This window comes from Corallococcus aberystwythensis (genome assembly GCF_003612165.1).
Taxonomy (GTDB): domain Bacteria; phylum Myxococcota; class Myxococcia; order Myxococcales; family Myxococcaceae; genus Corallococcus; species Corallococcus aberystwythensis.
Map to the genome: position 1 here is coordinate 1 of NZ_RAWK01000148.1, position 25,156 is coordinate 25,156.

A 25,156-nucleotide genomic window follows, 5' to 3' on the forward strand; every position below is an offset into this window, starting at 1 on the left:
CAATGTCGGAGGGGTCACACCCGTTCCCATCCCGAACACGGAAGTTAAGCCCTCCAGAGCCGATGGTACTCCGCGGGAAACCGCGTGGGAGAGTAGGTCGCTGCCGGATTCTTTTTGAAAGCCCCTGTCGCCGCAAGGCGCCAGGGGCTTTTGTCTTTGCGGGCTTGTTTCTCCCGCCGCGGGACCTGGCTTGAGCGCTGATCCCCCGCTCGCGGGTGGCTGTCTTTGCGGCTCAACCCAGCAGGCGCGCTGCGAGAAACGCTGGCAGGGCAACGTAATAGAGCGCTCGGCAGGTCCACTCCGCGCCGATGCGGACGTTGCGTGCCCAGCGGGGACCCAGCCATGCGGCGCTGAAACAGAGCGCTTCCGCAAAGGCCCTCCAGAAACAGCCAAACAACAACAGCGCCAGGAACACGGGCAGCCAGGTGCGCGCGAAGGACATGAGGTACGCCGTCCATCCGTACATCTGGAGCTCTCCGAACGGACCGCCGAAGGAGATGTATTGGTGCGCTCGGAAGAAGATGCCCGCGAGTGCTCCGGGGACCAGGCCGTACTTCAATGCCTGGTCGTACCAGTGCCGGCGCCACTTCTCGCTGCGTGCCTGCGCGTACCTGACCCGTGGATCGTGACGCGCTTCCCCCATCGTGCCCAGCGCCGCGAGGAGGGGCATGGGCGCCTGCACTTCCAACCCGTAGTCAAAGGCGCGTCCCGTTCGCAGTCGCAGCGTGAGCCCGGGGCCAGGAATGGGCAGGTGCCAGGGGCGGACGGATTCCAGTGCTTCGAATGGAATCTCGAAGTGCGCGCCCCCGTGCTGCGTGAGTAGCAAACCCTCTGGACGCACCGTGACCGTGGCCCTCGTGCCCAGGTGCAACAAACGCAGCGCGATGAGCGGCAGCAACCCTCCGACCGCGAGTCCCGTTGCCAGCGGTCCGGGGAGCAGCGTCTGCGTGCCCTCGAGGACGTCCTTGAACAGCAGCGCGGTGAAATAGCAGAGCGTGCTCAACACCAGAGCGTGCAGCACCGCTCCCAGGGCGCGCAGCCGGGGTGTGAAGGCGTGAACGGGGAAGGGGCCGGACGCGTCGACGGTCATGGTAGGGGCATGGCCGCGCGCGCATTGCCTCGATGCGCGCGGCTTCCGTAGCATATGCACCCTGGAGGCCCCCAGAACATGCGTTCCCCGCAGCCTGGCCCTGAGCGTCGCACGGATTCCGATGGCGTGACGCGGGTGACGCCCTCGCACAAGACCTCCGGCGGTGTGGGCCCCTGGCTCATTGGTGGCGCCACCGCGGTGACTGGCCTGTGCGTGGGGCTTTGTCTGTGGTGGCTCTCCCGTCCTGTTCCTGTCGAGGACCTTCCTCCCATCGTGGTGGCCGCGCGCCCTGCACCGGTGGCTCCTTCAGTGGAGCCGTCGCGCCCTTCCGTGCGCCCCGCCGCGGTCCCTGTCGCCGCGCCCACGCCCGTGGAGGAGCCTGCTCCCATGTCCGCCGATGAGCCGCCCCCGCCGGAGGGCAAAACCGGGACGGCCCTGTATCAGCGCGGCACCAAGCCGCTGAAGCGCGGGCTCGTCGTCCCCGATGATTTCGAGCTGCCCCCTGGCTTCATGCGTCACTATCAGGCGACGGATAACGGCCAGCCGCTCGCCGCCATCCTGATGTTCCATCCGGACTTCACGCCCAGGGACGCCAACGGGCAGCTCATCCCCATTCCCGAGAACCGCGTGGTGCCCGAGGAACTGGCGCCCCCCGGCATGCCTCACCGGCTGCTGGAGATTCCTGTCGAGGACGAGGACTCCCAGTGACGTCTGGGAAGGGGTGGGCCGGGGCGCTCGTGGGCGTCGCGGCGACCACCGCCCTGTTCGCGGCGTTCGGACAACTGCAACCGGGCTGGGTGTGGCTGGGCGCGGTGGCCATGGCGCCGTGGCTTGCGGCGGTGGATCGCGCCCGTTCCTCCCGTGGCGCGGTACTTCTGGGCGCGCTGCTGTCGGTGACGTTCACCGCGGTCGTGTTCGGCTGGTTCCCTGGGGCCATTGCCGCGTACTCGCGTGCCCCGGTGTGGCTGTGCTGGGGCGTGTTCCTCCTCATCGCGCCCGTGCTGGAGCTCCAGTTCCTCACCGCCGCTTGGGTACGGTGGTATTCGCGCCGGCAGGTGGGGGATGCGCCGCGCCTTGCTTGGTTGCCTCCCTTGCTCACGGCCCTCGTGTACGTGGGCACCGAGTGGTTCACGCCCAAGCTGTTCGCCGAGACGCTGGGCCATGGGCTTTATGCCTCGGAGACTTTGCGCCAGGGGGCGGACGTGGCGGGCGCTCCAGGACTCACGCTGGGGCTGCTGCTCATCAACGAGTGTTTCGTCTCGGTGGCGCAGGGGCTGGTCTCGCGACGGGCCTTGCGGCTCGGGCCGGTGGTCCTGGCTGGTGTGCTGGCGCTTACGGGTTGGGGCTACGGACAGGTTCGGTTGGGGCAGGTGCGCGCGGCGGTGCGCTCGGCTCCGTCCCTGGTGGTGGGCGCGGTGCAGGCGAACATCACCAACATCGAGAAGCTGGCCGCGGAGCAGGGCACCTACGAAGTCGTTCGCAACATCCTGGATACGCACTACGCGATGTCGGATGCGCTGCTGCGCTCGGCGCCTGTGGACCTGCTGGTGTGGCCGGAGACGGTGTATCCGACGACGTTCGGAACTCCGAAGAGCGAGGACGGGGAGGCGCTCGATGATGAGATCCGCGCCTGGGTCGCGGAGCGCGGTGTTCCGCTGGTGTTCGGAACGTACGACCTGGATGGCGAACGCGAGTTCAACGCCGCCTTGTTCCTGGGTCCTTCCGCGACGGGTGAGCTGGCGCAGGCCGCGTACCGGAAGACGATGCTGTTTCCGCTCACCGAGTGGGTTCCGGACGCGGTGGACACTCCCGCGCTGCGCGCCTGGCTGCCGTGGACCGGCCGATGGAAGCGCGGTCCTGGGCCCCGGTTGGTGGACTTCCGGCTGAACGGCGGACGTGTCCTCAAGGTCGCTCCGCTCATCTGCTACGAGGCGCTCTTTCCCAACTACGTCGCCGCGGAGGTTCGCCAGGGGGCGGACCTGCTCCTCACGCTGTCGAATGACTCCTGGTTCTCCGGCACTCCCGCGCCCCGGCTCCACCTGATGCATGCGGCCTTTCGCAGCATCGAGACGCGTACGGCCCAGGTCCGGGTGACCAATTCTGGCATCTCCGCGTTCATCGACCCCGCGGGGACGTGGACCTCCGAGCTGGAGGACAACCAGCGCGCCAGCACCGTGATGCGTGTGCCGGCGGCGGAGCGGCTGAGCTCGCTCGCTGGCGCATGGGGGGACTGGTTGGGGCCCGTGGCGCTCGTGCTGGCTGTGGTGCTGAGCGTGTGGAGCCGACGCCACGTCGTCCCGTCATAGGCCCGAGTCCCATGTGAGGACCGCGGCCCCGTCTTCAGGCGGCTTCGGCGTTCCGGGCCGGGAGCCGGACGTCTGCCTCTGGCTTCCTCGCGATGACCTGGATCTCCCTCCGCAGGTGGGTCAGCCGGCAGACCTGGACCCAGGCCCAGAGGAAGGCGAAGCGTGCGTATTCGTACGGGGCTCGCAGACCCTTTGCCAGCCTTCGGCGCAGGATGTCCTTGCCTGCCTTCACCGGCTCCATGCCGGCCCTGGCGCAGGCGTCCGCGAGGTTGTGCTCGTAGAAGTACACATGGTGCTGCCAGCCGCGCCGGTCCGGCCGGAATGAACGGCCCTTCCGGGGCATCACGATGATCTTGTAGTAGGCCGCGTCCGGCACGATGACGAACGCCACGCCTCCGGGCCTCAGCACGCGCTGGATTTCGCGCAGCCCGTCCATGGGCTGGTCCACGTGCTCCAGCGTGTGCTTCAGCGTGATGATGTCGAAGGACGCATCCGGGAACGGCATCTGCGTCAGCGAGCCGTACTCGGCGGTGTAGCCACGCTCGCGGCAGAGGTTCACCGAGAACTGGGAGTAGTCCAGCCCCGTGGCCTTCAACCCCGCGCGCTGCGCTGCCTCCAGCACGTAGCCCGCGGAACACCCCACATCCAGCAGGTCCTTCGCGTGCGGCGCGTACTCCAGGCACACCAGCACCTGACGCAGGCACTTGCGCACCCGGTGGTCCCAGCGGCTCAGGTACTTCGCACGGTTGTGCTTGAAGTACTTCTCCTCGTAGCCGTCGCCCAGGCCCGGCTGTTGCTCGCTCTTGTAGATGAGCCCACAGCCCGTGCAGCGGCCGTAGCTCAGCTCTCGGAACGCAACGACCGGACGGGACCCGGTTTCCTTGCAGACAGGACAGGCGGCGTAGAAGGGAGCAAGCATCGTGGACCGCACCATCGGGTGTGGCATTCCATGGTGTCAATCCCTCTCAGGACGCAGGGCTCGTGTCTGCCCGCCTGGCAAGGCCCAGGGCTCCCAGCGCCAGCAGGGCGGCGATGGCGACTCCCAAGGCCATGGGCCTCGCGGTGCCGTCGTGGCTTGCGCTCACCGCCGCGGAGGCTCCGGCCGCCAGCATGAATTGGAGGGCCCCCAGTACCGCTGACGCGATGCCGGCCTGCTTCGCGTGCTGCTCCATCGCCAGCGCCGTCGCGTTGGGCGTGATGGCACCCAGGCTGGAGACGAATACGAACAGCGACAGCGCGATGCCCCACAGTCCTCCGAAGCCTGTCGATGCCACCGTCACCAGCGCCAGCCCCGCGAGCGCGGCGATGCGTACCGCCTGCTTCAACACCTGCTCCGGCGAGGAGCGCGCCAGCAGCCAGTGATTGAGCTGCGAGACCGCCACCAGTCCCGCCGCGTTCGCTCCGAAGAACCAGCCGAAGTGCTCAGGCTTCACATCGTGGAGCGTGATGAACACGAAGGGCGAACCGCCGATGTACGCGAACATTCCCGCCTGCGCGAGCGCCGCCGCCAGCGCGGGCCCCAGGAAGTCCGGCGCCTTCGTGATGCTCCACATGGCTTGAAAGGGTTTGGAATGGGAGGCGCCGCTCTTCGGGGGCGCTGTCTCCGGCAGGATGGCGAAGGCTGCTCCCAAGGCGATGAGGCCAATGACGGCGTGGCTTCCGAAGATGGCGCGCCAGCCCGCGGCTCGCAGCACCCAGCCGCCCAGCAGCGGGGCCAGGATGGGCGCCAGGCCCATCACCAGCACCAGCCGCGACATCATCCGCGCCGCCGCTGCTCCCGAGTGCAGGTCCCGGACGACGGCCCTCGTGGTCACCATGCCCACCGAGCCGCCCAGCGCCTGCACGAACCGGCATGCCGCCAACACCTCCGCCGAGGGCGCGGACGCGCAGCCGATGGAGCCCAGGACGTAGAGCACCAGTCCCACGTAGAGCGGCTTCGTGCGGCCGAACCGGTCACTCACCGGGCCGGAGAAGAGCTGCCCCACCGCGAGCCCCGCGAAGAACGTCGCCAGCGTGCGTTCCACCTCTCCGGCGGTCGCGTGCAGCGATTCGCCAATGGCGGGGAACGCCGGCAGGTACATGTCGATAGACAGCGGCCCGAAGCCGATGAGCGCTCCCAGGAGGAGGATCAACCCGGGGCCCTCCGTGGAGCGGGCGGGCCTGGGCGTGGCGGTCGTCATTTTGGGGTCCTCTTCCGCGGCATCAGCACGCGGATGAGCTGGCGCAGGACGGCTTCGTCCTCACCGGGGGCGTAGGTGGCTCCCCCTACGTGGGCGTTGAAACAGCGGGCCTCCAGCGCTCCACAGAGCGCTTCCGCCACGACCGCGGGCTCGGCCAGGTCGACCCTTCCGGAACGCTTTGCCCGGGCGAGCCACTTCGTCACGCCCTCTCGCAGCGCGACGGGGGGCGGCGTCTCCAGATGCATGGCCCTTGCTCCGCCCAGCACCGAGTAGTGCAAGACGAACAACCAGGGGACGAGCTGCCGCAGGAAGTCCCGGTGGTGCAGGAGCGCTTCCAGGAGCTGGTCCTCGAGGGAGACGTCGCCGCTCGGCCCGGGTTCCAGCAACGCGAGCGCGGTGGGGGGCACGGGGCGGAGGGCTCGCGACATCAGCGCCTCCTTCGTGCCCACCCGGTGCAGCAGCGCCGCCTGGGAGATGCCCAGCCGCTTCGCGATGTCCTGCAGCGGCGCGGAGGGGCCCTGCGCCAGGAACACGGCGCGGGCGGCTTCGTCGATCTCCGGATCGAGGACTCGAGGGGGGCGGGACATGGGCGCGGGAGATTAGTTACTGGTTGGTAACTAATCTCCCCACCCTGGTCACGCAAGGGACGTCAGAGGCGGCCGGCCTTGAGTTCGCCCACCAGGTGGGCGCAGGCGCGGACGGTGAGGGCCATCATGGTCAGGGTGGGGTTCTGCGGGCCCTGCGAGGGGAAGCAGGCGCCGTCCATGACGTAGAGGTTGGGCACGTCCCAGCTCTGGTTGAAGGGGTTGAGCACGGAGGTCTTCGGATCCTTGCCCATGCGCGCGGTGCCCACTTCGTGGATGGCCATGCCCGGATGGGAGAGCGTCTTGTTGACCTGCTCCACCGTGCAGCCCGCCTCCTCCAGCATCTCCAGGCAGGAAGCCGCCGCGTCCTCCGTCATCTTCAATTCGTTGTCCGAGTGACGGCACTCGATGTGCGCCGCGGGGATGCCCCAGCGGTCCTTCACCTTGTCGCTCAGCGTGACGCGGTTCTCCGGGCGCGGGATCATTTCGCCGAAGGGCACCATGTGCATCTGGTCGTCGAAGGTGAACACCTGCACGCCGTAGCCTCGCGCGAAGTCCGGGTGGCGTTCGCTGACGTTGCGGAACTGGGGGACGTACGCCCAGCCGTGCTCCTTCTGATGGAGGTGCGAGGGCAGGTTCATCCGCGCCTCGATGCCTCGCAGGTAGATGTGGTCCATCAGGTTCCGGCCCACGAGCCCCGAGCTGTTGGCCAGGCCGTCCGGGAACGCACGGTTGCGCGAGTGCAACAGCAACCGCGTGGATTCAATGGTGCCCGCGGACACCACCACCACCTTCGCGCGCACCTCTTCCGAGGTGCCGTTGTTCGCGTCGATGAAGGACACCCCCGTCACCCGGCCCGTGTTCGGGTCGTGCAGGATGTGGCTGGCGATGGCGTGCGAGCGCAGCGTGAGACGTCCCGTCTTCAGCGCCGCGGGGAGCGTCACCGGCGCGTTCGCGGTCCGGCGGGCGACGACGTGGCGCTGGGGCCAGCGGGCCTTCACCTTCTCACGCAGGCGGACCTCTCCAGGCGACAGCGGCGCGGGGCCGGAGAAGACGGAGTCCGGCAGCGTGTCCACGCCGTCCGAGTTGCCTCGCAGGCCCATCCACCGCTCCACGATTTCGTAGGACGGCGCCAGGTCCGCGTGCGACAGCGGCCAGTCCGGGCTCAACCCGTCCAGGCTGCCCGCGTGGAAGTTGAAGTCAGACAGCCGGTAGAACTGGCGGCCGTGGCTCCTCACGCCGGTCCGCCCGCCCACCTGCCGCGCGCGAATCCAGGCGAACGGCGCGTCGTCCGGCGTCGTGTAGGGATTGTCCACGTCATCCACGAAGGCGTGCGGATGGAAGGGCCAGGCGAAGCTCGTGGCCTGCACGGACTGGCGCGACTTGCGGCTGGCGTCCGACTCGATGCGGTAGCCCAGCTTCTGCTTCACGCGGTGCATCAGGTGGAGCGCGCGGTCCGCCTTCTCGCTGCGGCCCGCCTCCAGCACCAGCACCTGGAGCCCTGCCTCCGTCAGTTGCTTGGCCGCCCAACCTCCGCAGGCCCCCGAACCCACCACCACCGCGTCGTAGACCGTCTTCGTCGTCTTCATGCCTGCTCACCCGGACGGTCAGTCTGCCGCCGCTGCTAAAGTTCGCCTAAACTGTAAACCAGGGGCCTGTTGGCGCCTATAGGGTCTAAGGGTTTGGAGGGTGCCAACACAAGCCCGGGGCGGTGGCTTCCGCTCGGGTGCAGGTTGCTTGCTCTCGGAGAGGGGCGGACATGGCTGGTCTGTTGAAGCGGATCCGGTGGGGGCGGGTGCTGGGGGTGTTGGTGTTGCCATTGCTGCTGGTGGTGCTGGCGTTGAGCGGCCGCGCGGCGTGGCGCTCCGAGCAGTACTTCCACTATCCGAAGCCGGCGGCGGTGCTGCCCGAGGACTTTGGATCCGCGCGCGAGGTGACGCTGCGCACGGACGATGGGGTGGAGTTGCGCGGCTGGTACGTGCCTTCGCGGAACAGGGCGGCGTGGGTGCTGGCGCATGGCTTGTCGCAGACACGCATGGACCTGCTGCCGGAGGCCCGGGTGCTGCGCGACGCGGGGTATGGCGTGCTGCTGTTCGACCTGCGCGCGCATGGGCAGAGCGGGGGCGAGACGTCCACCTGGGGTGACAAGGAGCGCCAGGATGTGCGCGCGGCGCTGGCGTACGTGCGGGCGCAGCCGGACGTGGACTCCGCGCGCGTGGGGGCGCTGGGGTTCTCCATCGGGTCCGCGGCGGTGGCGGAGGTCGCGGCGAAGGATCCGCAGGTCGCGGCGGTGGTGCTGCTGTCTCCGTTCAACACGCTGCGGCTGGCGGCGGCGTATGACTTCCGGCGCTTCGGCGTGGTGACGCAGTCGGGAGCGCTGGTGCCGTTCTGGCGGCGGGGCATCGCGCTGGAGGAGGTGCGGACCATTGATGCCGTGGACCGCATCAAGCCCCGGCCCCTGTTCATCGTCGCGGGGACGGAGGAGTCCGGACAGCCGCTGCTGGATGAGTTGTTCACTCACGTCGCGCCGTATGCCCAGACGTGGCGCATTCCTGGCGCGTCGCATGGGAACTTCACCGCGACTGCTCCGCGGGAGTATCCGCGCCGGCTGCTGGAGTTCGCGGACACGGCGTTGAAGCCCGTGGAGGGGGAGGCTCCCGCGGTGGAGAAGCCCGTGGAGAAGAAGGCTCCGGCGAAGAAGCCTTCCCAACGGAAGAAGAAAGCGGGGGCCCGCTAGTTCCGCGCTACGCCTGGGCGGGCGGAGCGGCTTCGAGCTTGGCGAGCTCGTCCAGGTACATGCGGCCCTTCACCGGGTCCGTCATGTAGAGGAACGCCGCCATGCCCTTGAGCTGGTCCAGCGATTCGCCCTCGCGGCCGGGCTTGCCCTTCTGCCGGTTGTGGATGGCGGCTCGCAGGCGGCGCACCACGTCTCGCGGGACCCGGGCGGCGGGGGTTCCTTCCTTGGCCTCGTTCACCACGAGCCCTGTCACGCGCTGACGGCTGCCCTTGCGGGCGACTCGCGTCTTGTCCGGATGCACCGTGAAGCCTTCCGCCTCCACGATGTCCGTCACTCGCGCGAGCAGGACCGCCACCGGGGCTCCCTGCGCCCGGCGGGCCTTGGGGGCCTTCGCCTTCGTCCAGGAGAAGGTCAGGTCGTCCGCGTAGCGCGTGTACGTGAAGCCCAGCTTGCGAGACAGCGCCGACAGCCGCTTGTCCATGCGCAGGCACAGCGCGTTGGTGATGCCCGGCGACGTGGGCGCGCCCTGCGGGAGGGCTCGCGGCCCCTTCGCCACGTGCAGCGTCTTGCCCCGGAAGGACATCCGTTCGCGCGGCGCTTCCGTGGACATCAGCGCCAGCAGCGTGGACGTGTTCTCCGGCAGGCCGCCCTTGCGCAGCAGGCCCTTCACCCGGCGCCACGTCACCGTGGGGAAGAAGTCCTTCAGGTCCACCTTCACCACCACGTCCGCGCCCCGGTGTGCCAGCGCGTTGGTGAGGATGGAGCGCCCCGCCACGAAGCCGTGCGCCGCGCCGTGCACCGGCAGCCGCTCCACGACGTTGGAGAGCACCCAGCGCTGCGCTTCCTTCAGCTCCGGCTTGGGCGAGGTGATGGTGCGCTCGCCGCCCGTGCGCTTGGGGATGCGCCACGACACGTAGTTCGAGCCCGTGTCCACGTCGCGGTGGAACGCGAAGCCGCGCAGCTTGGACACGGTCAGGCCCAGCGCCTTCGCCAGGTCCTCCGCCGAGTCCAGCGTGGGCAGGCCGTTCTGGCGCGCGCGCTCCTCGCGGTGCTCCAGGTCGAACTTGTCGGGTCCACCCGCTTCGTTCCAGTGGATGCCCACGCCCAGGTGGTTCACATGCGTGGCCTTCCACGCCTCGTGGGCCTGGCGCTCCAGCGCGCGGCGCTCCACCGCCTCCGCCTTCTTCTTCTCCTTCCAGGCGTTCTTCTCCTTCTCCTTCAGCGAGGAGAAGTCGACTTCGTCCGCGAGCGCGCCCTTCGCCACGAGCTGCGCCTGCACCCATTCATCCGCGCTGCCGGCCTCGGTGATGGCCTTCCAGCGCGTGAGGAGGGCGTCGTGCGCGGCCTTGGCGGCCTCGCGCTTCGCGGCGGTGTTGGGGGCAGCTGCTGCGGGCGCGGCTTCGGGAGCGGCCTGCGGCGGGGCGGCGGGGACGAACGACTCCAGCTTGGCGGTCATCGAGGTACCTTCGACGGGCGCGGCGGCTCAGGGCGGGGTGCGGGACGAAGCGAGTAGTCGAGGGAGGCCAGGAAGGCACCACCAGCTCACCTGGGGCACGGTAGCCTCACCGGCTCTCCCCTCCGGTGCACTGGTGCCCGGGTGGGAAAACGGCGGCTGCGTCGTTGGTTCCGCTTCCCACCCGGGCACCAGTGCACCGGAGGGAGAGAGCCAAGAACAGGCTACCTTGCGGAGAGTGTCCAGCATTTCAACCAGAGCGGCGCAACGCCGCTCCCGCGCTCGAGGCGCTGAGGCTGATGCAGTCCAGACCTCTCTCGACTACTCGCTATTCAGTTGTCGTCCGGCACCCGCGTCCTTCCAGCCGCCCCGTCGGCGGCCGGGCCGTTGGTTGAGGGTTTACACCAGAGTCGAGGCCGCGTCGATGTAGCCGTCCGCGGTCAATTTCTCCAAACGGCTGAAGTACGCCGTCCGGGCTTCCGTGTCCGAGTCGAACCACAGGCGCTGGTGGCGCGAGTCGCCCAGGCGCGGCCCCCACGTGAGGGCCACCACCTTGCCGTCCAGCGACACGCGATACACCTGCTCCAGCCCCGTGGCCGGGTCCCGGCGCACGTACGCGCGCGTCTCCGCGCGGATGAGCTTGCGGCCCTCGGGCGTCTGGCGCAGCGCCTCTTCCTCGGCGCGGCGGCGCGCGTACGCCAGGCGCAGCGCGAGCATGTGCTCGCACGGGCCTTCGCGCAGGCCGGAGCGGCGGAAGTGCGGGCAGCCGCAGCCCGCGTCCTTCACGCGGCCCTCCAGATCCATGGTGAAGCTGGGGAAGAAGCTGCGAACGGCCTCGCGGTCCACGACTTCGCCCTGGATGCGCGTGCCTTCGCCCACCAGGTCGTGCACCTGCGTGAGCTTCACCTCTCCCGAGCCGGGGCCGCCGTCGCCGAGCAGGCGGTGGGCGCGGGCTTCGCGCTCGTTGCCGTAGCGCAGCGCGGCCTCGTCCACCGGGGTGGGCATCAGTTCGCGCGGGCGGTAGGTGCCTCGCGCCACGTCGAAGAGGACGCGGCCCCGGAGGCATTCGAGCTGGAGCGCGGCGCGGACCTGGTCCTTCGGGGCTCCCGCGTCCTTCGTCAGCACGTCGAAGGGGAGGGGACCGTCCTGGCGCAGGCGCAGGCGCAGCTTCTCCGCCAGACCCTCCGGTACGTCGCGCGGCATCAGCGCGTCAAAGGCGGCGGCGCTGGACCAGCCGCTCTCCGTCCAGCCCGTGAGCCCCAGCGTCAGCGTTGCCACGCCCAGGTCGATGACCCAGAACACCGGGAGGCCCGGACCCAGCAGCTGCACGTGCACGCTCTTCGCGTGGGGCAACAGGCGCGCGAGCGCGGCGAGGCGCTGACGGCCGAAGGTGCGCACCACCGCGGGCGCGCTGCCGGTGTACGGGCCGCCGTGACACTCCAGGACCTGCTCCCACGGCTCCAGCACCAGGCGGGGCGGGGCTCCAGGGACCAGCTCGAAGCGCAGCGCGCGGGGCGCCTTCTTCGAGCGGCGGGTGCGCAGCGCGAAGAGCAGGTTGTACAGGTCGATGGGCGCGATGGAGCAGGTGGTGGCCGGCAGCGTCGCGGCGGACTGCACCTGGAGGAAGCCTCGCAGCCACGCGTGGGGGACCTCCACCGTGCGCGGGGCTCGCGGCTCCGTGGCGGGCGCGGCCTTCGCGGCGGGGGCGACGTGGGCCTCCAGCACCACCGGGGCGTAGGCGCGCAGGCGGTCCAGCCGGGCGGGCAGGTCCTGCGGCACGTCCAGGAAGGTGGAGCCGTGCGCGGCTTCGCGCTTGTCGAAGAGGCTGTTGTCGAAGGCGAGGCGCGCGTAGGCGCTCTCGTCGCGGGAGAAGACCTCCAGCGAGACCTGATCCGGATCCACCGTGAGGACGGGGTCCAGGACGGCGTCCTTCTTCTCTTCGCCCTCCAGCGCGTTGTCGAGGAAGGACTTCTGCGCTTCCCAGATCTGCGCGCTGGCGCGCTTGCCCTGCTTCATCAGGTACGCGAGGTACGCGGTGCGGTCGCGGCCCCGGTAGCGCAGGTCGCTGGAGAGCACCGCGAAGGCGGCGGCCAGCGCGTCGCGGAAGAGGGTGGGGTCCTTCACCTGGCCACTGACGCCCACGGTGCCGCGCGAGCCCTCCAGGGCCAGCTGCACGCGCGAGGCGTCCGGCGTGACGACCACGTCGCTCTGCGCGGCGTAGCTCAGCGCGACGGGATGACGTGCGGTTGCGGTGCTCACGACGGTTGACCTTCCTTCCGGGCGCGCTCAGCGGCCCGGCGTGCACGTTTGTGGGCGCGGTAGGCCGCCTTGCGCAGCTCCACCGACTGCGACTTGTCGAAGGCCGCCGTCTTCAGCAGCGCCGCGGCTTCGTCTCCGCCCAGCCGTCCCAGCGCGGCCCAGGCATCCTGCCGCACCTCCGGCTTCGCGTCGGCGGCCACGGGCTTGAGCGGCTCCAGGTCCTTCTTCGCCAGCAGCGCGGGGACCGCGAGCCTGCGGGCCTCGCTGGCCGTGAGCGCGGACGCCGGCACCTTCGCGCCCGTGGGGCCCAGGGCCACCGGGTCGAAGGGCTTCACCTCCAGCGCCCAGGCCGAGGACTGCTCCGGTGCCAGCGCGGCCAGCACCGACGCGGCCGCGGAGCGCACGTTCGCGTCCGGGTCACCCAGTGCGGTGCGCAGGGCCTGCGCTTCGTTCGTGGCCTTCATCCGTCCTAGCACCCGCGCCGCTTCCTGGCGCACGGCGGCGGGGGCCTGGGCCTCGCCCTTGCGCAGAATCTCCGCGGACGTCGCGACCAGCTCCTTCGCGCCCAGCCGTGAGCCTGCCCAGAGCAGGCGCTCCCAGGCGGCGGCCAGCGGGTCCTTCTTCGGCGGCTGCGCGGTGGCCCAGGCGGCGGCGGTGCGCCGTTCGGCGGCAACGAGCGCGCGGGTCAGTGCGGCCGTGTCCACAGCTCCGGCTTCGCGTGCGTCACCCGTCCAGGTGCCCACGAGCCGCGCGGCTTCTTCCCGCGCCTCCGGCTTGTCGTGGCCGAACAGGGCGACGACCTCCGGTACGGGCATCGCTCCCCGGCGGGCCAGGCCTCGACGCAGACGGAGACGCAGCTCCGCGTTGTCCAGCGTGGCCAGGCGGGGCACGAGCAGGGCCGGGTCTCCCTCGCTGGCGAGGTACGTGGCGGCGGGCTCGGAGATGTCCTCGTGCTCGCTCTGCACGGCGAGGAACTCCACCCGCGTGCGCTCCTTCGGGAAGAGCACGTCCAGCGCCTTGCGTGCGGCGGCGCGCAGGTCGTCGTCCTCCTCGTTCAGCGCGGCGGCCAGCGCGGCTTCCGCGGCCGTGTCTCCGAACTTGCCCAGCTCCTCCGCGACCGTGCGGCGCACGTCGTCGTCCGTGTCGCTGTCGGCGAGCAGCGCCTCCAGCTTCACCCGGGCGCGCTCTCCACCCAGGGCACGCAGGCCACGCACGCCGGCTTCCTGGCGCTGGGAGGCGTTGCCGTCCGTGGCCGCGGCTTCCACCTTCTCCTCGACGCGGCGGCGGTCCTCGCCATCGGGCATCCGGTTCGCGAGCCGGCCCAGCGCTTCGATGGCGGCGAACACCATGTCCTCTTCCGCCGGCGCGTCCGGGGTGCCTCCGTTGGCCACCGTCTCCAGCTCGGAGAGGGCGCGCACGTCGCCCAGGGTGCCGAGCGCGAGCAGGGCGCGGCCCCGCTCGTGCGGCTCACCGGCGCGCGCATACAGGAGCAGGGGACGCAGGGCGCTGGCCCGACGCTGGTGCGCCACGCCTTCCGCCGCGGGCAGCATCAGCTCCCGGGCTCCGGCGCGGAGGATCTCCTCCAGCGGCTCCACCGCCGCGCCCTCTTCCACCACCCGCTTCGAGTAGTGCTCCACGGCCGCCGCGCGCACGGTGACGTCGCGGTCGCTGAAGAGCTGGACGAGCAGCGCGTCCTGGCCCTCGCTCTTGCCGTGCTCCAGTTCGCGAGCGGCGGCCTTGCGGACCTCCGGGTCCTGGCTCTTCACCGCCACACGCAGGAAGCGCACCGCGAGGGCCGCGTCGCGCTTCTTCAGCTCGCGCTCGTCCTCGTCGAGCTTCTCCTGCTCCGGCGGCCAGGTGAGCTGCATCGCGGCCGTCACGCAGGCGAGGCGCACGGACGGAGCTTCGTCCTCCACGCTCTGGCGCGCGAGCACGTCCAGCGCGTCCGCGCGGTGGGTGCGGCCCAGCGCGGCCACCAGCTTCGTGCGCTCCGGAATCTCCGTGGCCACCGACAGGCGCGCGGCCATGGCGGCCACGGCGGCGGAGGTCCCCAGGCGCGCCAGGGCCTCCTGTGCACGGCGCGTGACAGCCGGCGTCTCCGAGCGCAGGAAGGTGCCCAGCACCTCCACGGCGCGGTCGTCACCCCGGAACGCGAGCAGCTCCGCGGCGCGCAGCCGCAGGTCCTCGTGCTCGCTGCCCATCGCGCGGCCCAGGGCCTCCGTGACGCGCGAGTCGTTGGCTCCCGCGAGCCGTTCGATGACGCCCACGCGCAGGTCGGCGTGCTCGCTGCCCAGCGCGGCCAGGAGCGGATCCAGGCTGCCCGGCGGGCTCAGCTTCTCCAGGAGCTCGAAGGCGGACTTGCGCACCTCCGGCAGCGGCGAGTTGAGCGCCGCGGTCACGCGCGGGCGGGCCTTGTCGCCGCGCTCCGCCAGTTCCTCCAGCGCCGCGCGCGCCACGTCCGGGGCCAGCGACGCGAGGGCCAGCGCCAGCGGCTCGTCGCTGCCGGCGGGGTACAGCTCCTTGAGGCCCGCGAGCGCGGCCCGGCGTACGAGCTGGTGCGGGTCTTCCAACGCGCGCAGCAGGGCGGCCACCGCGGCGGACGTGCCCGCGTAGCCTTCCTGCGTGAGCTTCACCACCCGGTCCACGGCGTCGCGGCGAACGCGGTGGCCCTCTTCGTCACCCGCGGTCACCTGCCGCAGCAGGCCCACGTAGGCGCCGAACGCCAGGCGGCGCAGGTGCTGACGCTCCGCCTGCATCGCGTTCTGCGGCGTCGCCGATGCGCCTTCCGGCGGCTTCACCGCGGAGAAGAGGCGGCGCAGCCAGCTCTTGCCCGTGGCGGAGGCCGTGCCCTGCTTCTCCGGCGTGGAGGGCTGCACCACGTGCGCGGCGCCCTGGGCCGTCTCCGGCTTCCACGGGGCCTGGAGCGAGCTGGGCCGCGCGACCTTCTGCGCTTCACGGAAGTAGTCCAGCGGCTTGTTGCGCAGCAGCAGAACCTGGGCCGCCGCGTAGCGCTGCTCCGGCTGGCCGCTGGAGAGCGCCTCGGCGAGGCCAATCACGCGCTTCGCCCGCTCTTCCTCCGCGGGCCAGTCCTTCATGTCGCCGGCCTTCTCCGGACGCGGCGGCAGCAGCACCTCCACCAGGTGGGCTCTGTACGCCTCCGGCTCTGTGCGCAGCTCCAGCGCGCGGGCCGCGGCGTAGCGCACCTCCGGACGGCCGCTGGACAGCGCGCTCGTCAGCAGGTCCGGCGGTCCACCCTCGCGGCTGGCGCGCAGGTCCCGCGCGAGCACGATGGCGAAGACCATCTCCTGCACTTCGCGCGCGGAGTCCTCCAGGCCGTGCAGCAGGCCGCCGTCACCCTCGGGGCCCAGGGCCGCGAAGGCGAGGATGGCGCCCAGCCGGATGGGCAGGTGCTCATGGCGCAGGTTCCCCGTGAGCACCGGCAGCGCGCGCACGTCACCCAGGCGCGCCAGGCCGTCCGCCGCCCACGAACGCGCCGCGACCAGCGAGTGGCCCAGCGCATCCAGCAGCGCACCTTCGTCGCCACGGCGGCTCGCGGTGGCGAGGCCTCGCGCGCCCTGCTCCTGGAGGTCCGTCACCTCGTGGGGCAGCAGCGTGGTGGCGTAGAAGCCCAGCAGGCGCCGCGAGCCCAACGTGGCCAGCGCTCGCGATGCGCGGACGCGCAGGGGGACGAGGAAGCCGGGCGGGTACATCCGCTCCAGGTCCTTGTCCGTGATGAGCCCGCGCATGGGCTCGATGATGTCCTCCGCGCCGCGCGGGGCGAGCAGCTCCGCGGCCCGCACGCGCACCGGCAGCGCCGTCGCCGCGATGCCCGCGAGCAGCGGCCCGTTCTCGTTCGGGATGAGCTTGTCGAGCGACTCCAGCGCCGCGAACGCCACGTCCAGGTGTTCGTCCTGCACGCGCTTGAGCAGCGCGGAGCGCATGGCTTCCGCCGGGGCGTGCACGGCGGCCTTGGCGGCCTTCTCGCGCAGGGCCGGGTGCGTGGTGTTGAGCGCGGCCAGGTGCGGCTCCGGCTTCTCCTTGCCGGCCAGCTTCACCCACGCCTCGTAGGCGGCGGTGGCCACGCTGGCGTCGCGGTCCTCCACGGACTTCTTCAGACGCTCCAGCGCCCAGTCGTCCGTGCCGCGCTGCGCGAGCACTTCCACCGCGCGGGTGCGCAGGTCCGGGAAGCGGCCCGCCAGTGCGCGGTCCAGCGCCTTCACCGGCTCCTTGTCATTCCACGCCCACAGCGTGCGGAAGGCCTCGCCGCGCACCTTGGCGGATTCGTCCTCCAGCGCGTCGCCCAGCAGCCCTTCGGCGCCTTCCGCCTTCGCGCCCAGCTTCACCAGCCGGTCCAGGCCGCGCACGCGCACGTCCTCGTGGCCGGAGCGCAGCGCGGCTTCCGCGGCGGACAGCGGCGCGTCCGAGTCCAGCGCCACCACGGCCGTCAACGCCGCCGCGCGCACGTCGCCGTCCGCGTCGTCCAGCATCCACACCAGCCGCTCGCGGGCGCGCGGGTCCTGCAACGCCTGGAGCGCGGTGGCCGTCTCGCGGCGGATGGCGGCGTCGTCCTCGCGCGACAGCTGGAGCAGCGCGCCCAGGGCGCGGCCGTCACCCAGCTGCGCCAGCACGCGCGCCCCGCGCACGGCCGTGTCCGGCATGCGGCACGCCATGGCCGCGAGCAGCGGCTCCAGGTCCGCTTCCGTCAGCGCCGTCCCAGCGGCGGCCTTGCCGAAGAGCTGCTCACGCGAGGCGGCCAGCTCCGCGTCGGTGTTGAACTTCGCCTCCGCGTCTCCGGCCGTGCGCTTCGACTGGAGCGTCAGCATGCGGGTCACTTCCCGCACCGTGCGCGCGAACTCCTCGTCCTTCGCCTCCAGCGTGGCGGCCAGCGGCCGGCGCTCCAGCACTCGCACCGCGAAGGCCACGCGGCGCACGTCCCGGTCCGCGTCGTCCAGCGCTCGTGCCACCAGCGGCTGCAGGCGCGGGTCGCCCAGCAGGCCCGCCACCGACGCGCGCAGCAGCACCTCCACCTTGAGGGCCGCGGGGCCGCGCTCGAAGGCGAGCTTCAGCGGCTCCGTGCTGCCCTTGGGCGACACGGTGGTGAGCGCGTCCAGCGCGGCGGTGCCCACCTCCGCGTTCGTGTCCGGCAGCTTGCTGGCGATGAGCCCCGGCACCAGCGGCGACGCGCTGCCCAGCTTCGCCAGCAGGCGCAGGCCCTGCACGCGCGTGTCCACGAAGCGCGAGTCCAGCGCGGCTCGCGGAGCCGCGAGTGGGGACTCCGTCTCCAGCTTCACCAGCGCGTCCAGCGCCGCGGCGCGCACCGTCTTGTCGTCGTCGTTGAGGCGCTCGCGCAGCTTCGCCCGGGCAGCGGTGCGGCCGTGGTTGCCCAGCTCCGTGGCCGCCAGCCTGCGCGCCACGACGTCCTTGTCCGAGGACAGCACGCCGAGCACGAACTCCAGCGCCTCCGGCTCCTGGAGCGCCACCGCCTCCTTCACCGCGGCCTCGCGGCGGGGGAGGGCGGCCTTCAGCGCCTCGTTGAGGACGTCGAAGCCGTGCCCGTACGCCGTCGTCTCGTCCGTGGGCTTGCCGTCCGTGCCCAGCGTGATGCGGGTGACGCGGCGCTCCTCACCGCCCACGAAGACGTAGCCCAGCAGCTGCTTCGCCTGGCGGGGGTTCGCCGGGGGCGCGAAGGCCACCGCGTGCAGGCCCTTGGTGCCCAGCTCGAAGGTGCGCGGCTTGCGGCGCTCGTCCAGCCGCCAGACCTTCAGCTTGCCGTCGCTGCCCACGGAAGCGATGCGCTCCGCGGGGTCCTGTCCGGCTTCCGCCTGCGGCGTGGGCGGGAACACCAGCCCGAGCACGGAGCCCGCGTGGCCGCTGTCCTTGTCGCCGCGGACCTCGAACTCCACCGCGCCGACGAGGTAGCCGATGCGCAGCTTCCCGTCGTCACCCGCGGAGACGAGCCGTCCGTCGCGCGGCGTGAAGGCCAGTGCGCGCACGGCGCCCTCGTGGCCCGGCATGTCCCGGCGCGCGCCCGTCGCCACCGTGAACGAACGCACCACGCTGTCATCGCCCGCGCAGGCCACGTACGTGTGCGTGGGGTCCACCGCCACGGCGCGCAGCGGCTGCGACGACGCGCTCCACTCCTTGAGCTTCTTCGTGCTGTCCCAGTCCCAGGCGCGCACGAAGCCGTCCATGCCGGCCGTGTAGAGCACCTTGCCGTCCGGGCTTGCCGCCACCGCCGTGCATCCGCCCGGGTGCGCGTTGTGGAGCTGGAACTTCACCGTGCCGTCGGTGAGCGACCCGAAGCGCACCGTGCCGTCCGCGCCCGCCGCGGCGAACTGCTCGCCGGACAGCGCCAGGCCCAGCACGTGGGCAGGCAGCGGGCTGGTCCACAGGACCTTGTTGTTCGCGGCGTCATACGCGGTGAGGCGGCTGTCCGCGGCGGCGCGCGTGCCACCCACGAGCAGCAGGCGCGCATTGGCGGCGAGCGCACGGACCTTCTCGATGTTGCCGATGGAGAGGTTGGCCATGGTGTCGTTGTCCTAGATGCCGCCGAGCTGCACGCCCGGATGTGCCGCATGCAGTTGCACCAGCGAGGCCAGGCAGCTCTGCCACTCGCCCTTCGCCACGGAGCCGGTGAACTCGCCCAGCACGGGCGCCACCACGCGGGCGAAGCTCTCGTCTTCCAGGCCCAGGTCGCGCACCAGCTCCACCACGCGGCGCTTGGCCACGCTCGCGGACAGCCGGCGCTGCACGTCGCCCTCACGCGCTTCCTTCGCGCGCCCGGGCGGCAGGCCGAACAGCATGCGCCGCAGGAACGTGCGCAGCGCCTCCACGTCACTGAAGCGCGTGGTACCGCCCGCCTCGCGCTCGTCCTTGCCGCCGCCCGCGGGCTTCCAGCCCTCCGGCAGGTGCAGGGGGCGGTGCTTCTCCCAGAGCAGCCGCACCGCGAACAGGCCCACCTCGCGGTCCGCGCTCTGCATGAGGCCGGACAGACGCTCCGCGCCGCCCAGCCGCGCGTAGTGCCGGCGGATGAGCTCCACGGCCACTTCGCGCGTGCTGCGCTTGGTGGACTCCGTGAGCGCGAACACCTTGCCCGCGTCCAGTTCGTCCGGCTGCAACGTGTGGCGCGCGTCCGCGCCCGGCTCGCCCGCGTTGAGCAGGGCGTCGTAGGCCAGGTTGCGGATCTCCTTCGCGTCCGAGTCCGCGAGCTCGTACACGCGCGTGTGGTAGCCCCACGCGCGCAGTTCCGAGCGGGCGATGGTCAGCGCGAAGCGGCGCACGTCGTCGCGCGCGTCGAAGAGGGCCGGCCACAGCCGCTCCGCCGAGTACGCCTTGCGCGGCGCGCGCGGGCGCAGTTCGTAGGACTTGGACTCCGGCTGCTCCGGCCCGATGCCCGGGTGGTGGCAGCGCAGGTACATCTGCGCGAACGCGCGCACCGGCGGCGGCTGCTTCGCGCCCAGCGCCAGGTCGAACAGGCGCTCCAGGCCCGCGTCCGCGTCACCCGTGTCGCTGAAGTCCGCGGGCACCACGTTCGCCAGGAGGTAGCGGTGCGCGAAGTCGTGCAGCTCCGGGTCGGCCCGCCGCGCCAGCGCCAGCAGCCAGGGCACCGTGAGCTGCCGCGCGGTGAAGAGCTTGCGGTTGCCCAGCAGCTCCAGCGCCGTGCCGCGGAACTTGCTGTTGAAGACGAGCGCCTTCACCCGCTCCACGTCCAGGCCCGGCAGGCTGTCCGCGCGGGTGAGCCACTGCGCCGCCTGACGGCCCAGGCGCGGGTGCGCCACCAGGTCCAGGATCCACTCCGGCCCGATGTCCGCCGGCTTGTACGCGGACAGGGCCTTCATCGCCGTGTCCTCCACGATGCGCTGGCGCGACGAGCGCTGCTTCGCCTCCGTCAGCGCCACCTTCCAGAAGTCCGCCGGCATCTCCCCGGCCGCGTACTTCGTGGAGACGTAGTTCTTCGCCCAGTTGAGCTGCTCCTGCTTGCCCCAGAGCAGCTCGCGCAGGAAGTCGTGCGTGATTTCCGCGCGGTCGAAGGACTGCTCCAGCGACTTCGCCGCGAACGCCGCGGTGGGCTTGGACACGAGCAGCCGGCCCAGGAGCGGCAGTCCCAGGTCGCGCGGCTTGTGCTTCTCCAGGGCGGCGGCGGCGAACTTCTGCACGTCGTCCTCGCCCTTCTCCACCAGGTCCGCCAGCCGGTCCGCGGCCAGGTCCTGCGCGTGGCCGCGTGCGTACTCGATGGCGTAGGCGCGGGCCTTGTCGCTGGGGGAGAAGAGCAGCGCGAGGACGGCCTCATGCAGCCCGGCCGCGCGCAGCTTGCCCTGGTGGAAGTCCGGCGAGCCCTGGAGCGTCTCCACCAGGAAGTCGTGCGCGGTGCCCAGCGGACGGCGCGCCAGCCGGTCCAGCCACGCGGGCGTCACCTTGCGCAGCGCTTCCGGGTGGTCCTTGCGCAGGCCCTGGATGGCGAACTTCGCGGCCGGGTCCGACTGGCACGTGTCCAACAGGCGCATCAGCGCGTCCGGCGAGCGCTTCCACGCGTCCGGATACATGCGCTGCTTCACCATGTCGTTGGGCGGCTGGATGGGGAAGCCCACCGCGGAGTAGCCCTTGCTGTTGTGCGCCCAGACGTGGTTCGCCACCCAGCACTGCATCCAGGAGGTGTCCGGCTCGTAGTGCCGGAGGACCTCCACCGCGAACTGCGGGTAGAGCTCCGGCACGGCGGCGCCCAGGTGGCGCAGGAAGCGCCAGGCGCGGCGCCGGAGGTAGGTGAGGGTGCCGCCGCCCACCTCGCGGTGGCGACGCCCGCCGCGCTCCGTGTCGAAGCGCCACGCCAGCGCGCCGAACATCTCCGCGTCGTGGCGCGCCTCCGACAGCTTGTAGATGCGCTTGAGGCCCGCCCACAGGCCGAACTTCAGCGGCGCTTCCTTCACCAGCGCGATGAGGGCGGCGCGCGCGGGCTCGGTGTTCTTTTCGTACAGGGACACCAGCAGGTCCGCGAGCGCCAGGCGCGGCGGCTGCGGCACGTCCTTCTGCGCGAGGAAGCGCTGCCACGCCTCATGCGAACCCTTGCGGCGGCCGGGCTTGTCGCCGCTCGCGCGCGCCTGCTCCAGCAGCTGCTTCAGCGCGTCGAAGGAGAGCGCGCCCTGCGGCAGCGGCGCGTCCGACGTGCGGTCCGGCTGGTCGAGGAAGGCCAGCACGGCCTCGGCCAGGTCTGGTGCCTCCGCCCTGGCCAGACGTTCGAGGTCTGCTGCGCTCAGCGCGTCGCTCGGGGTCATGGGGTGTGGGGTTTAACACAGCTCCCCTGTCCCGCGAGGCATGTTGGACCCGCCTCGTCACCACGGCAGCGTGGGCACCTCCACCTCCTGCTCGTCGCCCGGGCCCACCGTCACGTCCTGGCGGTAGGACAGCCAGCGTCCCTCACGTGCTCGCAACACGAGAAGCGTGTAGGGCCCGGGAGGCAGGCGCGCCCAGACATCCGCGCGCGACATCTCCGGAATGAGGGCCTGTTCGCGCAGCCACAGCTTTTCCTTGAGCGAGAGGGACTCGGGCGGTGCAGGGACGCGGCCAGGGATGAGGAAGGGCGTGCCCTGCTGCCCGTGCTCGCCCCATCGCAGCCTCAGCGTGGTGCCCTTCGTCATCACCGGAAGGTCCAGCCGGGTAACGCGTTGCGGCTCGACGTGCACGAGGCTGGGAATGACGGTCAGGGGGGACATGCCCGAGAGCTTCACCAGGTAGTCGCCCGGGTCCAGGTCGCGGAACTGGGCCACGCCGTTGTGCGCCATGGCGATGATCGGCATCTCCGGATCCGCCTTCTGCGTGACGGTCAGGGGGACGGAGATGGGCTGGCCGCGTTCGTCCCGCACCGAAACCTCCAGGCGGGTGGTGGAGGGGAGACGCAGTTCGAGCGTGTCCTCGTTGGGCCCCACCCTGCGCTCGAGCGACGCGTGTTCCGCTTCCTGCACGGTGAGCACGTACGGCCGGGATTCCACGGCGGGCAGCTGGAAGGTGCCGTCCAGGCTGGTGATGACGTCCGCGAAGGATTCGGCGTGCTCCGCGTTGGCCACGTCCTCCTGGGGCAGCGCCAGGGAGACGCGCACGCCGGCCAGCGGGGTGCCGGTGGCGTCGTCCATCACGCGGCCCTTGATGACACGGCCCGCGTCCACGCGCACGGTGCCCAGGTCCACGTCGCGGCCCGCGGGGACGTCCACGTCGCGCTGGGTGAGGGCGTGGCCCGGCACCTCGAAGGTGAGGTGCTGGGGGCCGGGCTCGTCCACGAAGACGGTGAAGGCGCCCTTCGGGTCGCGCACCGCTTCCTCGTTCACGGTGAAGCGGGTGATGGGCTTGCCGTCGGCCTTCACCAGCCGGCCGGTGACGCGGCCCTGGAAGGCCAGGACGATGCGCACGTCCATGTTCCCCGCGCGGGCGAGGACCCGGGGGCCCTCCTGGTCCTCCATCCACTGGTCGATGCGCTCGCGCATGTCCTCGGGGGATTCGTCGTCCGAGCCGAACTCGAAGTCCTCGTCGGCGTCGTCCTTCCGGGGCGGCCGGGGCAGCGCGTAGCCGGGCTTCATCGCCGTCAACTCGTAGTCCCAGTCCCGCGCCAGCGGCTCCAGGACGAAGCGGCCGTCAGGGCCCGTCTTCGTGGAGAGGGGGGAGTACGAGCGGCCGTTGCTGGCTTCGTCCTCCTTCGCGGAGGCGTCCACGGCGACGTCCGCCAGGGGCCGGCCCTCCGCGTCCACGACGATGCCGCCCACGCGGCCATCCAGGTCCAGGCGCAGCGCCAGGTCCACGGTCTCCGCGCCGCGCAGCACCACGCGGTCGGGCAGGAGGCGCTCGTAGCCCCCCGTGGTGGCCCGCATCCACACGGTATAGGTGCCCGGGGGCATGCCCTGGACGACGAAGCGGCCGTCCTCTCCCGTGCTGCCCGCGAAGGTGACGCGTTCGATGTCGACCGGGTCCTCGTCGGCCAACTCCTCGGGGGGCGCTTCGTCCTCGCGGGCGGGCTTGTCCACGTTCTGCTTCACCAGCGAGATGTCCACCTCGTTGACGGGCGTGCCGCGCGAGCCGGTCACGGTGCCCTTCACCGTGGCGCCCGCGTCCAGGGTCAGCTTCAGGCCGGACGTGGGGGCACGGACCTGGAGCTTGCGCGGCAGGTAGCCTTCCGCCTCGACGGTGAGGGTGCCGGAGAGGGGCTGCTCCACCTTGATGGCGAAGTGGCCCTCCGCGTCGGAGGTGGCGTCGAAGGTGACGGGGTTCTCGCGGGGAGCGTGCATCACGATGAGCGAGCGCGCCATCACGGGCGGAGGCGCCCCTTCCAGGCGCTTCTGCTTCGGCGGATACAGGGACAGGGAGACGTCCGCCAGCGGCTTGCCCGCGGTGTCGGTGACGTGGCCCTCCACGAGGAGCGCGGGGGCGAGGACGAAGTCCAGCGGCGGGCCGCCGGCGGACACGGTGCGGGTCGCGGTGAGGTCCAGCATCCGGTCCGCGACCACCTGGAAGTTGTAGCTGCGCGCCTCGAGGGGGCCCAGGCGCACGCGGCCGTCCGCGCCGGTGGTGCCGAGCGGCTGGAAGAAGGGCGTGCCGTAGCGCGTGGCGGCTTCGCTCGGAAGGTCGGCGTTCACCTCCGCGTTGGCCACGGGGTTGCCGGCGGCGTCGCGCACGGTGGCCTCGACGAAGAAGGAGGTGCCCAGGCGCAGCGTCACCGGGGCCTCGCGCTGCTCTTCCGTGAGCGTCACCGTTTCGCGCGCCTGGAGTCCGCCCTGCTCCGCCTCCAGGCTGTAGCCGCCGGGGGACAGGCCGTCGAAGGTGAAGCGCCCCTGGGCGTCGGTGGTGGTGACGCGCTCGCCGTCGACTTCCGTGACGGTGGCGCCCGCGACGGGCTGCTCGCCGTCCACCACCGTGCCCACGATGCGCCGGGGCATGTACAGCACCACGTCCTCCACCATGGGGCCCGCGGCCAGCTCCTGCCTCCACTCGGTGAGCCGTCCCGGGTGGGCGGCGAGGAGGCCGTAGGCATCCACGTCGGGCAGGGGACCCACGGAGAAGCGGCCATCCGCGCCGGTCTTCGTCTCGAAGTAGCGCGCCGTTCCGGTGTGCAGCACGCTCACCCGGGCGTTGGCGAGCGGGGCGCCGTCCTCGTCCACCACGCGGCCGGTGAGCGGGTGGCTGGGCTCGAGCTCCAGCGTCACGTCCTGGGTGCCGGTGACGACGTCCTCCTGGATGCCGGCGCCCTGTGTGCCCAGGGCCCAGAGGGTGACCCTTCCCCCGGGCAGGCCCTCCAGGGTGAAGGTGCCGTCCTGCGCGGACGTGGTGCGCGAGAGGACGAAGGCGCCGCCCCGGTGGGCCTCCACCAGCTCCTGGACCCACTGGCTGGCGGAGGACGAGGTGCAGTCCTCCGAGAGCAGGGTGACGCCGGGGGTGGCCGTGTCACACGGCAGCTCCGTCAGGGTCTCCCCGGGCAGGCCGACGGAAGCGGAGACCTCGATGCCGGCGACGGGGGTGCCCTGGAGGTCGAGGACGCGGCCCCGGACCTGGAGGGCGCCCTGGGGCGGCG

The 25,156-nt window shown here is 71.6% G+C and carries 13 protein-coding genes and 1 rRNA gene; 4 read left to right on the plus strand and 10 right to left on the minus strand.

Annotation, left to right across the window (positions count from 1 at the left end):
• Positions 1-109 (plus strand): 5S ribosomal RNA (gene rrf / locus D7W81_RS23685); the annotation flags it as partial.
• Positions 110-232: 123 nt separating this feature from the next.
• On the opposite strand, the gene D7W81_RS23690 is transcribed toward rrf, so the two are convergent.
• Positions 233-1,090, minus strand: a complete 858-nt coding sequence (locus D7W81_RS23690; protein WP_120557668.1) for a hypothetical protein — start codon at positions 1,088-1,090, stop codon at positions 233-235.
• 78 nt (positions 1,091-1,168) lie between these two features.
• On the opposite strand from D7W81_RS23690, the gene D7W81_RS23695 reads away from it, so the two are divergent.
• Entirely contained in the window at positions 1,169-1,798 is a 630-nt protein-coding gene (locus tag D7W81_RS23695) for a hypothetical protein (protein ID WP_120557669.1), read from the plus strand.
• On the plus strand, positions 1,795-3,396 hold the full coding sequence (gene lnt, locus D7W81_RS23700; RefSeq protein WP_120557670.1) for an apolipoprotein N-acyltransferase: 1,602 nt from the start codon (positions 1,795-1,797) through the stop codon (positions 3,394-3,396). The genes D7W81_RS23695 and lnt overlap by 4 nt, the downstream gene beginning before the upstream one ends.
• 34 nt (positions 3,397-3,430) lie before the next feature.
• Here the strand turns inward: lnt and D7W81_RS23705 are convergent, their stop codons facing one another.
• The 4 genes from D7W81_RS23705 to D7W81_RS23720 all read right to left on the minus strand — a co-directional run bounded on the left by D7W81_RS23705 (position 3,431) and on the right by D7W81_RS23720 (position 7,749).
• Positions 3,431-4,315 carry a class I SAM-dependent methyltransferase gene (locus tag D7W81_RS23705; RefSeq protein ID WP_158621672.1) on the minus strand — a complete coding sequence of 295 codons (885 nt, stop codon included), beginning with the start codon at positions 4,313-4,315 and terminating at the stop codon, positions 3,431-3,433.
• Between the two features lie 46 nt (positions 4,316-4,361).
• Positions 4,362-5,576 (minus strand): multidrug effflux MFS transporter, encoded by a 1,215-nt coding sequence (locus D7W81_RS23710; RefSeq protein ID WP_120557672.1) that lies wholly within the window; start codon positions 5,574-5,576, stop codon positions 4,362-4,364.
• Positions 5,573-6,163 carry a TetR/AcrR family transcriptional regulator gene (locus D7W81_RS23715; RefSeq protein WP_120557673.1) on the minus strand — a complete coding sequence of 197 codons (591 nt, stop codon included), beginning with the start codon at positions 6,161-6,163 and terminating at the stop codon, positions 5,573-5,575. Before D7W81_RS23715 ends, D7W81_RS23710 begins: the two co-directional genes overlap by 4 nt.
• A gap of 62 nt (positions 6,164-6,225) precedes the next feature.
• Positions 6,226-7,749: a GMC oxidoreductase gene (locus D7W81_RS23720; RefSeq protein ID WP_120557674.1), complete on the minus strand. Its 1,524-nt coding sequence runs from the start codon at positions 7,747-7,749 to the stop codon at positions 6,226-6,228.
• Between the two features lie 170 nt (positions 7,750-7,919).
• Here D7W81_RS23720 and D7W81_RS23725 point away from each other — a divergent pair, with 170 nt between their 5' ends.
• Positions 7,920-8,897 (plus strand): alpha/beta hydrolase, encoded by a 978-nt coding sequence (locus D7W81_RS23725; RefSeq protein ID WP_120557675.1) that lies wholly within the window; start codon positions 7,920-7,922, stop codon positions 8,895-8,897.
• 7 nt (positions 8,898-8,904) lie between these two features.
• On the opposite strand, the gene D7W81_RS23730 is transcribed toward D7W81_RS23725, so the two are convergent.
• From D7W81_RS23730 to D7W81_RS23750, 5 genes are all read right to left on the minus strand, one after another.
• Complete coding sequence (locus D7W81_RS23730; protein WP_120557676.1) at positions 8,905-10,353, minus strand: reverse transcriptase family protein; 1,449 nt, start codon at positions 10,351-10,353, stop codon at positions 8,905-8,907.
• A 396-nt stretch (positions 10,354-10,749) separates the two neighbouring features.
• Positions 10,750-12,609, minus strand: coding sequence for an SWIM zinc finger family protein (locus D7W81_RS23735; protein ID WP_120557677.1), 1,860 nt, complete (start codon positions 12,607-12,609; stop codon positions 10,750-10,752).
• Positions 12,606-19,136 (minus strand): HEAT repeat domain-containing protein, encoded by a 6,531-nt coding sequence (locus tag D7W81_RS23740; protein WP_120557678.1) that lies wholly within the window; start codon positions 19,134-19,136, stop codon positions 12,606-12,608. The genes D7W81_RS23735 and D7W81_RS23740 overlap by 4 nt, the downstream gene beginning before the upstream one ends.
• Before the next feature lie 12 nt (positions 19,137-19,148).
• Entirely contained in the window at positions 19,149-21,878 is a 2,730-nt protein-coding gene (locus D7W81_RS23745; RefSeq protein WP_120557679.1) for a hypothetical protein, read from the minus strand.
• Between the two features lie 57 nt (positions 21,879-21,935).
• On the minus strand, positions 21,936-25,156 hold a 3,221-nt coding region (locus tag D7W81_RS23750; RefSeq protein ID WP_120557680.1), incomplete at its 5' end, for a carboxypeptidase regulatory-like domain-containing protein.